Below are 11,851 nucleotides of genomic sequence, written 5' to 3'. Positions count from 1 at the left end.
TTGATCGGGAGGCGAAGGAACTTTCTCCGGCGTGCGAAGCCACCGACGCTCCCTCGTTCGGGGGATTTTTCCGGCTGATGGAGCAACGGTGGCTAGACTGACCGGACTGCCCCAGACCTCGGCTCCGCAGCCGCCTCGCGCTCCGCGCGAGTGCGCCGGAACAGCGAGGGAACGTGATGGCCCCGGGAAACCCGCCCAGCACGGGCACCGGCCACCGGCCGCGGCGGCAGATCGCCTACAGCGTCGGCCGGTGGAGAGTCACCTACACCGGGGCGGATCCGTCGTCGCCCTGCACCGGCACCCTCGCCGGCCGGCCCCGGTACCGGCCCGCCGGCACCATCCTGGTCCCGGTCATCGCCGACGACGGGCCCGCGCACTCGGTGAGCTGGATCGAGCAGCGGAACATCCTCGACGTCACCGGCCCGGCCGGCTGAGCACCGGCGCGCGCCACCCTCCCTTGTGGACGGTCAGGCGCGGGCCGGCCCAGGGGGGCGTGGGGGGTGGGGCGGGGGGGCCACCCCCCCCCCCCCCCGCCACATCGGGGCGCTCGGGAACCCTTGTGGTGCACGGGTTTACCGGTCGGCCGACAGGCACGTGCCGCGTGAACGGGCGGTTAACCGGGCGCCCGATTTGTGTCGTTCGGGCAAAATCTGGCCAGTTGTTCACTCGATCGGGTGGCGCATAGCGGACATTTCACACGATTTCCGGTTGCATGGTGATCATGAGACCCCTCGCCGTGCTCCGCCACGACCTGCCGGCCTCACTGGTCGTCTTCCTCGTCGCCGTCCCCCTGTCCCTCGGCATCGCGCTCGCCTCGGGTGCGCCGGTCGCCGCCGGCCTGATCGCCGCCGTCGTCGGCGGCGTGGTCGCCGGTGCGCTCGGCGGCTCCGCGCTCCAGGTGAGCGGGCCCGCCGCCGGCCTGACCGTGATCATGGCCGAAACCATCAGCACCTTCGGCTGGGCCGTCACGTGCCTGATCACCGTCGCCGCCGGTGCCCTCCAGATCCTGCTCGGGCTGAGCCGCATCGCCCGCGCCGCGCTGGCCATCTCGCCGGCGATCGTGCACGGCATGCTGGCCGGCATCGGCGTCACGATCGTGCTCGGCCAGCTGCACGTCATCCTCGGCGGCAAGGCCCAGAGCTCGGCCATCGAGAACATCGCCGAGCTGCCCGGCCAGATCGTCGCCCACCACGACTCCGCCACGATGATCGGCCTGCTCACCATCGCGGTCCTGCTGGTCTGGCCGCGGCTGCCGGAGGCCGTCCGGAAGGTGCCCGGACCGCTGGCCGCGATCGCGCTGGCCACCGTGGCGTCGGTCGCCTTCGGGATGACGCTGCCGCGCGTCGAACTGCCCGGTGACCTGCTGAACGTCCACCTCGTCCCGCAGCTGCCCGACGGCGGCTGGGGCGCGGTCGCGCTCGCCGTGGTCACCATCGCCCTGATCGCCAGCGTGGAGAGCCTGCTCTCGGCGGTCGCCGTCGACCGCATGCACACCGGCCCGCGCGCCAACCTCGACCGCGAGCTGGTCGGCCAGGGCGCGGCCAACATGGTCTCCGGGGCGCTGGGCGGGCTGCCCGTCACCGGCGTCATCGTCCGCAGCTCCACCAACGTCACGGCCGGCGCGAAGACCCGCGTGTCGGCGGTCCTGCACGGCGTCTGGGTGCTGGTGTTCGTCGTACTGCTCGCCGGGCTGATCCAGAACATCCCGCTCGCCGCGCTGGCCGGGCTGCTGGTGCACGTCGGCGCGAAGCTGGTCAACCCCGGGCACATGAAGACCGTGCTGGCCCACGGCGACCTGCCCGTCTACCTGCTCACCCTCGCCGGAGTGGTGGTGTTCGACCTGCTCACCGGCGTGCTCGCCGGGATCGGGCTGGCGCTCGTGCTGATGCTGCGGCGCACGGTCTGGTCGGGGATCCACGTCGAACGTGACGGTGACCGCCACCGCGTCGTCGTCGAAGGCGTCCTGACGTTCCTGTCGGTGCCGCGGCTGTCGAAGGTGCTCGGCGCCATCCCGGCCGGGGTGCCGGTGCGGCTGGAGCTGGTCGTCGACTACCTGGACCACGCCGCCTTCGAAAGCCTCACCACCTGGCAGCAGGCGCACGAGCGTGCCGGCGGCACGGTGGACGTCGACGAGGTCGGCCACCCGTGGTTCGGCGAGGGCAAGGCCGGCCGTCCGACGCGGTCGCGGTTCGCCGCGAGCCGCGCGGTGCCGCGCTGGCTGGCGCCGTGGTCGGACTGGCAGGCGGTGGAAGGGGTCGACATCCCGGCCCAGCAGACCCGCCGCGGCGCGACCGAGTTCCACCGCCGGGCCGCGCCGCTGCTGCGGGACACGCTGTCCGGGCTCGCCGACGGCCAGCGGCCGCGGACGCTGTTCATCACCTGCGGCGACTCCCGGATCGTGCCGAACCTGATCACCACCAGCGGGCCGGGTGACCTGTTCACCATCCGCAACATCGGCAACCTGGTCCCGCCCGGCCAGGCCGATCCGTCGATGAACGCGTCGATCGAGTACGCGGTGGGCGTGCTCGGCGTCGAGGAGATCGTCGTCTGCGGCCACTCCGGCTGCGGGGCGATGGCCGCGCTCGCCGACGGCCCGCCGCCGGGGCCGCTGTCGGTCTGGCTCCGGCACGCCGAACCGAGCGCCCACCGCCTCGGCGCCGCCACGCTCGACGGCGCGGTGCCGGAGCGTGAAGGCGACCGCCTCGCCCTGCACAACGTGCTCCAGCAGCTGGAGCACCTGCGGGAGTACCCATCGGTGGCGGCCGCCGAAGCGGCCGGGAAACTGCAGCTGACCGGGATGTACTTCGACGTCGGGGCCGCCCGGGTGCACCTGTTCGACGGCGACGCGCGCTCGTTCCGGCCGGCCGGGGCCGCGGTGGTGGGGCCCGAGACCTGACGCCCGCGTGGTCGCCGTCCGCGGAGGTCACTATGTTGATGGTCCGTGACGATGCTGGTGATGACGGGGACCGGGACCGGGGTCGGCAAGACGATCTCCACGGCGGCGATCGCGGCGCTGGCCGTGGCCGGCGGGCAGCGGGTGGCCGTGCTGAAACCGGCCCAGACCGGGGTCGGCCCGGACGAGCCCGGCGACCTCGCCGACGTCGTCCGCCTGGCCGGCCCCGAGGTGACCACCCGCGAGCTGCGCCGCTACCCCGACCCGCTGTCGCCGGAGGCCGCCGCCCGCCGCAGCGGCCTGCCGGCGCTCGACCCGGGCGAGATCGCGCGGGCGGCGTCCGACCTGGACACCGGCCACGACCTCACCCTGATCGAGGGGGCGGGCGGGCTGCTCGTGCGGTTCGACGGCACCGGCTCGAGCCTGGCCGACGTCGCCTGGTCGCTCGGCTCGCTCGTGATCATCGTGGCCGAGGCCGGGCTGGGCACGCTCAACGCGACCGCGCTGACGGCCGAGGTCGCCACGAAGCGCGGGCTCACCGTGGCCGGGGTGATCATCGGCTCGTGGCCGGCCGAGCCGGACCTCGCGGCGTTGTCCAACCTCGAAGACCTGCCGGTGGCGGCCGGCGCGCCCCTGCTGGGCGTGCTGCCCGCCGGGCTCGGCACCGCGTCCCCCGAGGACTTCCTGGAGGCGGCGCGGGCCGGGCTCTCGCCGTGGTTCGGCGGCGAGTTCGACCCCGAGCTGTTCACCGGACGGGCGTCCGCCCAGAAGTGACCTGCGTCGCTGTCGCCTCGACCGCACGTCGTGCACGATGAGAGACGCTTTCCGCACCACCACGACCAAGGAGACGCCCGTGACCGCAGTCCCGGACACCGATGTCCTCGCCTACGCGCGCGAGCAGGTCCTCGAAAACGGCGTCGGCCTGGGTGAAGCCGAGATCCTCGAGCTGCTGAGGCTGCCCGACGACCGGCTCTCCGACCTGCTGGCCCTGGCCCACGAGGTGCGGATGCGCTGGTGCGGGCCCGAGGTCGAGGTCGAGGGCATCATCAGCCTGAAGACCGGCGGCTGCCCCGAGGACTGCCACTTCTGCTCCCAGTCGGGCCGCTTCCCGACGCCGGTGCGCTCGGCCTGGCTCGACATCCCGAACCTGGTCAAGGCGGCCCGCGAGACCGCGGCGACCGGCGCCACGGAGTTCTGCATCGTCGCCGCCGTCCGCGGCCCGGACAAGCGGCTGCTTTCGCAGGTCCGCGAGGGCGTGCAGGCCATCCGCGCGGACGGCAACGACATCCAGATCGCCTGCTCGCTGGGCATGCTCACGCAGGAGCAGGTCGACGAGCTCGTCGAAATGGGCGTGCACCGCTACAACCACAACCTCGAGACGGCGCGCTCGCACTTCGCGGAGGTCGTCACCACGCACACGTGGGAGGAGCGCTGGGAGACCCTGCGGATGGTGCGCGAGGCGGGCATGGAGGTCTGCTGCGGCGGCATCATCGGCATGGGGGAGACGGTCGAGCAGCGCGCGGAGTTCGCGGCGCAGCTGGCCGAGCTGGGCCCGGACGAGTGCACGATGAACTTCCTCATCCCGCAGCAGGGGACGCCGTACGAGCACTACGAGATCGTCGAGGGCAAGGACGCGCTGCGCACGGTCGCGGCGTTCCGGCTGGCGATGCCGAAGGCGCTGATGCGCTTCTCCGGCGGCCGCGAGCTGACGTTCGGCGACCTCGGCACCCGCCAGGGCATGCTCGGCGGGATCAACGCGATCATCGTCGGCAACTACCTGACCAGCCTCGGCCGCTCGGCCGACGCGGACCTGGCGATGCTGGACGAGCTCAAGATGCCCATCAAGGCCGTCAGTGACAGCCTCTGAGCTCGCCTTCTGCGTCCACTGTGGACAGGAGTGGCCGGGTGGCGCGGACCACCCGGCCTGCCGGATCCCGGGCCGGGACCTGCAGCCGCCCCGGTTCTGCGGGCACTGCGCCCGGCGCCTGGTGGTCCAGGTGACCCCGCTGGGCTGGACGGCCCGCTGCAGCCGCCACGGCGACACGGCCAGCGGCTGACGTCGCTCGCACACCGACCGGTTACGCTCGGTCGCACGTGTTGCAGGAGGGAGACCGGGTGACTGAGTCGTCGGGCCCCGCGCACCGGCCGTCGGCCGTGCCGGGACCGTGGTCCGTGCCGGTGCTGTTGCGCCCGCGGCAGCCGCGGGTCGTCGTCAAGGCCGACCTGCTGCCCGCGCTGAGCGTGTTCTTCACGCTGACCGTCTTCGGCGTCCCGATCGGCTTCCTCTGGTCGCGGATCGCGCCGCCCGAGCGGGTCCGGATCATCGCCGCCGACGGCACCACCGGCCCGCTCGAGCTCGAGAGCTGGCACCGCTTCGACGACCTCGCGATCTTCGGCTTCCTGACGCTGGGCCTGGGGATCGTCGCCGGGCTCGTGGTGTGGCTGCTGCGCGAGCGCCGTGGGCCCGTCGTCTTCCTCGGCGCCGTGCTCGGGGTGACCGCCGCCGCGGCGATGGGGATGTGGCTGGGCCCGGCACTGGCCGACGGCCACTACGCCATCACCAGCGCGCCCGCGCTCGGCTCGGTGGTCGAGCTGGCGCCGCGCCTGGAGACGTGGTGGGTGCTGATCACCGGCCCGTTCGGCGTGTCGGTCACCTACAGCCTGCTGACCACCTGGAACGGCCGGGACGATCTCGGCCGCCGTCTCGGCTGAACGACTTCCCTTGGCTTGAGCACCGCCCCTAGGCTGGGCCCCTCGAAAACCACAGGGGGGATCCAGCAGTGACCGAGGACATCGAGGTTTCGCGGCACAACGCCGTCCGTTTTCCCGGCATCAGCCCGCGTGCCTACGAGCACCCGGTGGACCGCGGCGCGCTCGCGACGCTGCGCGCGGTGCCGGGGTTCGCGCAGGTCGTGAAGGCCGTTTCGGGGTTCTACAACGAGCGCGGCGAGCGGCTGATGGCGCTCGCGTCGTCCATCCGCGTCGGGCCGAAGCAGTACCCGGAGCTCGAGCGGCTGCGCCACGAGTGCGCCGAGACGCTCGACCTGCCCGCGGTGCCGAACGTGTTCGTCTACCAGGACCCGCGGGTCCAGGCGGCGGCCGTCGGCATGGACGAGCCGTTCATCCGGGTCAGCACCGGGCTCGTCGAGCTGATGAGCCACGACGCGCTGCGGTTCGTGCTCGGGCACGAGATGGGCCACGTGCTCTCCGGGCACACGGTGTACCGCACGATCATGGTGCGCCTGATCGGCCTGCAGATGTCGCTGTCGTGGACGCCGGTCAGCGCGCTCGGCATCCGGGCGGTCATCGCGGCGCTGCGCGAGTGGTACCGCAAGGCCGAGCTGTCCTGCGACCGCGCCGGCCTGCTCTGCAGCCAGGATCCGACGGCCGCGCTGCGCGCCCAGATCCAGGTCGCCGGCGGCATCGACCCGGCCCGCATCGACATCCCGTCGTTCCTGCAGCAGGCGACCGAGTACGAGTCGGTCGACGACATTCGCGACAGCTTCCTGAAGCTGCGCTACGTCGAGACGGAGTCGCACCCGTTCGCCGTGGTCCGCGCGGCGCAGCTGCAGAAGTGGGCGGCGTCGGCGGAGTACCGCGCGATCCTCGCCGGCGACTACCCGCGCCGTGACGACGACACCCCCACGTCCGACTGGAAGGACGACCTGAAGTCGGCGGCCAAGTCGTACAAGGACTCGTGGAGCACCTCGGCCGACCCGCTGACGAAGGTGTTCAGCGACGTCGGCGAGGCGGTGTCCGGCGCGGCGGGCAAGGTCTGGAACAAGTTCGGCAACGGTGCGAACGGATCGTCCGAGAGTTCCTCTGACCAGCGTTAGTTCAGGCTGGCCGGGCGGCTCAGGTCGGTGAGCTCGCCCGGCGGCAGGGGCACCGCGCCGAGCGTGTTCAGGAAGCCGGTTTCGCGCGTCAGCAGGCGGCAGGCGATGCGCAGGCGGCGCAGCGGGTGGCGTTCCTCCAGCAGCCGCTGGCGGTCTTCGAGCGGGAGCAGGCAGTCCGCGGCCAGCAGGTAGGCCAGGTCGGCGATCTCGGCGTCGGCCTCCGGCTCGGTCCAGTCGTCGCTGCGCCACGCCGTCTCGCAGTAGCGCTGGTGGGCCGTCCGGGCGACGGCCGCGAGGCGCTCGGCCATGCCACCGCTCGGGGCCACCGGCTCGTCGTCGACCCATTCGACCGAGCCGATCAGGTACGGCGCGGAAACGCAGTCGAGCTCCCGCAGGCGGAACCGGCGCTGGGCGAGCGTGACGACGTCGAACCGGCCGTCCGGCAGGCGTTTCGCCTCACGGAGCACGGTGCTGCAGCCGATGTCGTACAGCTGGTCCAGACCACGGACCTCGCGGGTCAGCGACGAGCGCAGGGCGACCACGCCGAACTCGCGCCCCGGCACGGTGCCGCTGACCAGGTCGGCCGTCAGCTGCCGGTACCGCGGTTCGAAGATGTGCAGCGGGAGCCGGGTGCCGGGCAGCAACACGGTCTGGAGCGGGAACAACGGCAGGATCGTCGTCGTCGCGTCACTTTCCGATTCCGGCTCGGTCACGCGTCCCACGGTAAGGGGAGAACGGTCCTCCCGCAGGATGGTCACCGGTTCGGCGGCTTGAACACGGCGAACGGATCGGTGATCTGCATGCCCTTGCCGGCGAAGGAGAACAGCGCCGCGGGGCGCCCGCCTGCACGTCCTGGTGGCGCCGTGTGGCCCGTCGGGACCAGCAGTCCTCGCCGCGAGAGCACTCGCTGGAGGTTCGTCGCGGACACCTTGTACCCCAATGCGGCCGAGTACAGCCCGCGCAGCGCCGACACCGTGAACTCCTCGGGCGCCAGTGCGAACCCGAGGTTCGTGTAACAGAGCTTCGAGCGCAGCCGGTCGCGGGCTCGCAGCACGATCGACTCGTGGTCGAACGCCGTTCGCGGCAGCTTCGCGACGTCGTGCCACTCGGTGTCCTCGGGCACCTCCGGGTCGACGTCGGAGGGGACCAGGCCGAGGAACGCGGTCGCCACCACACGCGGGCCGGGCACGCGGCGCGGGTCGCTGAACACCGCGAGCTGCTCGACGTGTTTCAGCTGGCGGACGTCCACTTTCTCCTTCAGCTGGCGCCGGATCGACGTCTCGACGTCCTCGTCGGGCCGCAGCCGCCCGCCCGGCAGGGACCAGCGGCCGAGGTGCGGGTCGAGCGCGCGTCGCCACAGCAGCACCCGCAGTGTGTCCGAGCGCACTTGAAGGACCGCTCCCAAAACCTCGTGGGCCAAGGGGGTCTGGGTGTTAAGATGACTTCGCACGGTTTTCGATTATAAGGCGAAAACCGGAGACAGGTCCAGGAGGGCCAGATGACCACCACGTTGGTTCCGGAAGGTCTCACGCCGTTCGGCGGCGTCGAGGCGAACGCGGCCTGGGCGGAGGAGGTGCGGCGCCTGGCGAAGCAGCGCGACGCGGTTCTGCTCGCGCACAACTACCAGGTCCCGGAGATCCAGGACATCGCCGACCACACCGGCGACTCGCTCGCGCTCAGCCGCATCGCGGCGAGCAGCGACGCGTCCACCATCGTCTTCTGCGGGGTGCACTTCATGGCCGAAACCGCGAAGATCCTGGCCCCGGAGAAGACCGTCCTGATCCCCGACGCGCGGGCCGGCTGCTCGCTCGCCGACTCGATCACCGGCGCCGAGCTGCGGGCCTGGAAGGCCGAGCACCCGGGCGCCGTCGTCGTCTCCTACGTCAACACCACGGCCGAGGTGAAGGCCGAAACCGACATCTGCTGCACGTCCTCGAACGCGGTCGACGTCGTCGCCTCCATCCCCGCTGACCAGGAGGTTCTCTTCCTGCCGGACCAGTTCCTCGGTGCGCACGTCAAGCGCGTCACCGGCCGGGACAACATCCACATCTGGGCCGGGGAGTGCCACGTCCACGCCGGGATCAACGGCGCGGAGCTGGCCGAGCGCGCGGCCGAGGACCCCGAGGCGGACCTGTTCATCCACCCCGAGTGCGGGTGCGCGACGTCGGCGCTCTACCTGGCCGGCGAGGGCGCGGTGGCGCCGGAGCGGGTCAAGATCCTCTCGACCGGCGACATGGTCCACGAGGCCCGCGACACCAAGGCCAAGAGCGTGCTGGTGGCCACCGAGATCGGCATGATCCACCAGCTGCGCAAGGCCGCGCCGGGCATCGACTTCCGCGCGGTGAACGACCGGGCGTCCTGCCGGTACATGAAGATGATCACCCCGGCCGCCCTGCTGCGGTGCCTGCGCGACGGTCTCGACGAGGTCCACGTCGACCTCGAAACGGCGTCGAAGGCGTGTGCTTCGGTGCAGCGGATGATCGAGATCGGGCAGCCCGGCGGCGGCGAATGAGCACGCCGGTTAATGACCCACAGGCGAAAACCCCGGTCTGGGAAGCTCGTGCGGACCTGGTCGTGATCGGCAGCGGCGTCGCCGGTTTGACCGCGGCGCTGCGGGCCCAGGCGCTCGGGCTGCACGTCCTGGTGGTCACCAAGGCGGCGGTCGCGGACGGCAACACTCGCTGGGCCCAGGGCGGGGTCGCCGTGGTCCTGGAGAACGAGCACGACCTCGACGACTCGGTGGAGAAGCACGCGGAGGACACCTTCACCGCGGGCGCCGGCCTGGTCGACGAGGCGGCCGCCCGCTCGATCCTCGACGGCGGCCCGGCCGCGATCGCCCGGCTCCGGGCGGACGGGGCGACGTTCGACGCGGCCGCGTCCGGAGACGGTTTGCTGGCCCGGACCCGTGAGGGCGGGCACAGCGCGTTCCGCGTGATCCACGCGGGCGGCGACGCGACCGGCGCCGAGGTCGAGCGCGCCCTGGTCGCGCAGGCCGGGCAGGCGCGGGTGCCGGTGCTGGAGCACCACATCGCCGTCGACGCGCTGCGCACGCCGGGCGGCCGGGTCGCCGGCGTCACGGTGCTGGACCGCAACGGCGTGCCCGGGGTCGTCCGGGCGCCGGCCGTCCTGCTGGCCAGCGGCGGGCTCGGGCAGCTCTACCAGGCGACGTCGAACCCGGAGATCGCCACCGGCGACGGCCTCGCGCTCGCGCTGCGGGCCGGGGCGACCGTCGCGGACGTCGAGTTCGTCCAGTTCCACCCGACCGTGCTCTACACGCCGGGCGCGCGTGGCCGCTGCCCGCTGGTCACCGAGGCGGTGCGCGGCGAGGGGGCGACCCTGGTCGACGGCGCCGGCCACTCGGTGATGCGCGGCGTCCACCCGCTCGGCGACCTCGCTCCGCGCGACGTCGTCTCGGCGGCGATCACGCGGCGGATGATGACGGCACCCGGCGGGGTCGACGACCACGTCTTCCTCGACGCCACCGGGATCGCCGGATTCGCCCAGCGGTTCCCGACGGTGTTCGCGGCGTGCGGGGTGCTGGGGCTGGACCCGTCCCGCGATCCGATCCCGGTGACCCCGGCGGCGCACTTCTCGTGCGGCGGCGTGGTGACCACTGTGGACGGACGCTCGTCGGTGCCCGGTCTGTACGCCGCCGGCGAGGTGGCGCGAACCGGCCTGCACGGCGCGAACCGGTTGGCGTCCAACAGCTTGCTCGAAGGCCTGGTCGTCGGGCAGCGGGTCGCGGAGGCCGTCGCGGCGGACCTCGCGGCCGGGCTGCTGGCCGACCCGTCGCGCGGGCGGCTGCCGTCGTGGACGACCGCGCCGACGGCCGAGCGGGACGCCCTGCAACGCGTGATGAGCCGGTACGCGGCGATCGGCCGCGACGCCGACGGCCTGGCGGCCGCCGGTTCCGTGCTCGACTTGTCGACACAGGACAGTCCGTTGTGGACGCACGCGGCCGTCGAAGACGCGGCGCTGACCGTGGTCGCGCAGGCGTTGCTGACCGCGGCCGACCGGCGCACCGAGTCGCGCGGCTGCCACGTGCGGACCGACTTCCCCGCGACGTCGGAGACCTGGCGGCGCAGCCAGCACATCCGGCTCAGCCCGTCGGGCCAGCCGGTGCTGGCCGACCCGATCCCCTTGGAGGGCGTGGCATGACTTTCCCGATCTCCGAACCGGTCCTGCGCCTGATCGCGGCTTCGGGCCTCGACGTCGACGACGTGACGCGGGTCGTCACGACGGCGCTGGGCGAGGACCTGCGGTACGGGCCCGACGCGACGACCGCGTCGACGGTGCCCGCCGACGCGATCGCCGTCGCCGAGCTGACCCCGCGTACCGACGGCGTGGTGGCCGGGTTGCCGGTCGCGCTGGCCGTGTTCGACATGGTGCTGGGCAACGGTTACGAAGTGCTGGCCGGGCGCGAAGACGGTGACCGGCTGATCGCGGGGGAGCCCGCGCTGGTGCTGCGCGGGCCGGTCCGCGGGCTGCTGACCGCCGAGCGGACGGCGTTGAACCTGCTGTGTCACCTCTCCGGCGTCGCCACCGCGACGGCCGCGTGGGTGTCCGAAGTGGATGGTACCGGCGCCGCGATCCGCGACTCCCGCAAGACGTTGCCGGGACTGCGGCTGCTGCAGAAGTACGCCGTCCGGTGCGGCGGCGGGGTGAACCACCGCATGGGGCTCGGAGACGCGGTGCTGATCAAGGACAACCACGTCGTCGCCGCCGGTTCGGTCACCGCCGCGCTGGAGGCGGCCCGGGCGCACGCGCCGGAACTGCCGTGCGAGGTGGAGGTCGACTCGCTCGCGCAGCTGGAAGAAGCTCTGGCGGCCGCGGCCGACGAGGTGCTGCTGGACAACTTCACGCCGGAGGAGTGCGCCCAGGCGGTCAAGCGCCGCGACGACGTCTCCCCGAAGACGCGGCTGGAATCCTCTGGTGGGCTCACCCTCGACCGTGGTAAAGCCTACGCCGAGTCCGGTGTGGACTATCTGTCGGTGGGCGGTTTGACGCACTCGTCACCCGCGTTGGATCTCGGCATGGACCTTCGCTGAACGGGGTTTCCCCGTTAGACTGCCGGTGGCGGAAGTTCCTTTCCGCCACCGGTTTTTCTGTCGTGGTTCGGGGG

Annotated in this window: 12 protein-coding genes; 10 read left to right on the top strand and 2 right to left on the bottom strand. The window is 72.5% G+C overall.

Translation table 11 applies throughout. The annotated features are described in order from the left end of the window. The first annotated feature begins 176 nt into the window (after nucleotides 1-176). The 7 genes from ACGFMK_RS29750 (at nucleotide 177) to ACGFMK_RS29720 (ending at nucleotide 6,729) form a co-directional block, all read left to right on the top strand. Nucleotides 177-434, top strand: coding sequence for a hypothetical protein (locus tag ACGFMK_RS29750; RefSeq protein WP_392769982.1), 258 nt, complete (start codon nucleotides 177-179; stop codon nucleotides 432-434). A 278-nt stretch (nucleotides 435-712) separates the two neighbouring features. After that, nucleotides 713-2,896 carry a SulP family inorganic anion transporter gene (locus tag ACGFMK_RS29745; protein ID WP_392769980.1) on the top strand — a complete coding sequence of 728 codons (2,184 nt, stop codon included), beginning with the start codon at nucleotides 713-715 and terminating at the stop codon, nucleotides 2,894-2,896. 45 nt (nucleotides 2,897-2,941) lie between these two features. Further along, nucleotides 2,942-3,667, top strand: coding sequence for a dethiobiotin synthase (gene bioD, locus ACGFMK_RS29740; protein ID WP_392769978.1), 726 nt, complete (start codon nucleotides 2,942-2,944; stop codon nucleotides 3,665-3,667). Nucleotides 3,668-3,746: 79 nt separating this feature from the next. Next, the gene (bioB, locus tag ACGFMK_RS29735; protein WP_392769975.1) at nucleotides 3,747-4,760 is read left to right on the top strand and encodes a biotin synthase BioB; all 1,014 of its coding nucleotides are present in this window, start codon (nucleotides 3,747-3,749) and stop codon (nucleotides 4,758-4,760) included. Next, nucleotides 4,747-4,950 carry a hypothetical protein gene (locus ACGFMK_RS29730; protein ID WP_392769973.1) on the top strand — a complete coding sequence of 68 codons (204 nt, stop codon included), beginning with the start codon at nucleotides 4,747-4,749 and terminating at the stop codon, nucleotides 4,948-4,950. The genes bioB and ACGFMK_RS29730 overlap by 14 nt, the downstream gene beginning before the upstream one ends. Nucleotides 4,951-5,008: 58 nt before the next feature. Further along, complete coding sequence (locus ACGFMK_RS29725; RefSeq protein WP_392769972.1) at nucleotides 5,009-5,605, top strand: DUF2567 domain-containing protein; 597 nt, start codon at nucleotides 5,009-5,011, stop codon at nucleotides 5,603-5,605. A gap of 68 nt (nucleotides 5,606-5,673) precedes the next feature. Further along, nucleotides 5,674-6,729: a M48 family metallopeptidase gene (locus ACGFMK_RS29720; protein WP_392769969.1), complete on the top strand. Its 1,056-nt coding sequence runs from the start codon at nucleotides 5,674-5,676 to the stop codon at nucleotides 6,727-6,729. On the opposite strand, the gene ACGFMK_RS29715 is transcribed toward ACGFMK_RS29720, so the two are convergent. Next, complete coding sequence (locus ACGFMK_RS29715; protein WP_392769966.1) at nucleotides 6,726-7,442, bottom strand: LON peptidase substrate-binding domain-containing protein; 717 nt, start codon at nucleotides 7,440-7,442, stop codon at nucleotides 6,726-6,728. The genes ACGFMK_RS29720 and ACGFMK_RS29715 overlap by 4 nt on opposite strands. Before the next feature lie 41 nt (nucleotides 7,443-7,483). After that, nucleotides 7,484-8,116 carry an NUDIX domain-containing protein gene (locus ACGFMK_RS29710; RefSeq protein ID WP_323332620.1) on the bottom strand — a complete coding sequence of 211 codons (633 nt, stop codon included), beginning with the start codon at nucleotides 8,114-8,116 and terminating at the stop codon, nucleotides 7,484-7,486. A gap of 111 nt (nucleotides 8,117-8,227) precedes the next feature. Here ACGFMK_RS29710 and nadA point away from each other — a divergent pair, with 111 nt between their 5' ends. The 3 genes from nadA to nadC are packed head-to-tail and all read left to right on the top strand — an operon-like array spanning nucleotide 8,228 to nucleotide 11,777. Further along, nucleotides 8,228-9,241, top strand: coding sequence for a quinolinate synthase NadA (gene nadA, locus ACGFMK_RS29705; RefSeq protein ID WP_392769964.1), 1,014 nt, complete (start codon nucleotides 8,228-8,230; stop codon nucleotides 9,239-9,241). Then, nucleotides 9,238-10,887, top strand: coding sequence for an L-aspartate oxidase (locus ACGFMK_RS29700; protein ID WP_392769961.1), 1,650 nt, complete (start codon nucleotides 9,238-9,240; stop codon nucleotides 10,885-10,887). Before nadA ends, ACGFMK_RS29700 begins: the two co-directional genes overlap by 4 nt. Further along, nucleotides 10,884-11,777, top strand: a complete 894-nt coding sequence (gene nadC / locus ACGFMK_RS29695) for a carboxylating nicotinate-nucleotide diphosphorylase (RefSeq protein WP_392769958.1) — start codon at nucleotides 10,884-10,886, stop codon at nucleotides 11,775-11,777. The genes ACGFMK_RS29700 and nadC overlap by 4 nt, the downstream gene beginning before the upstream one ends. Nucleotides 11,778-11,851 lie beyond the last annotated feature (74 nt).

Origin of the sequence: Amycolatopsis sp. NPDC049252 (assembly GCF_043197175.1) — a bacterium.
GTDB lineage: Bacteria > Actinomycetota > Actinomycetes > Mycobacteriales > Pseudonocardiaceae > Amycolatopsis.
Note: the sequence above shows the minus strand (reverse complement) of the source record. Positions and strands in the feature narration are given on the sequence as shown.

Bases quoted from the DNA above. Each gene is read 5' to 3' on its own strand.
- nadC (WP_392769958.1), top strand. From the start codon at position 10,884: ATGACTTTCCCGATCTCCGAACCGGTCCTGCGCCTGATCGCGGCTTCG.
- nadA (WP_392769964.1), top strand. From the start codon at position 8,228: ATGACCACCACGTTGGTTCCGGAAGGTCTCACGCCGTTCGGCGGCGTC.
- ACGFMK_RS29745 (WP_392769980.1), top strand. From the start codon at position 713: ATGGTGATCATGAGACCCCTCGCCGTGCTCCGCCACGACCTGCCGGCC.
- ACGFMK_RS29750 (WP_392769982.1), top strand. From the start codon at position 177: ATGGCCCCGGGAAACCCGCCCAGCACGGGCACCGGCCACCGGCCGCGG.
- ACGFMK_RS29700 (WP_392769961.1), top strand. From the start codon at position 9,238: ATGAGCACGCCGGTTAATGACCCACAGGCGAAAACCCCGGTCTGGGAA.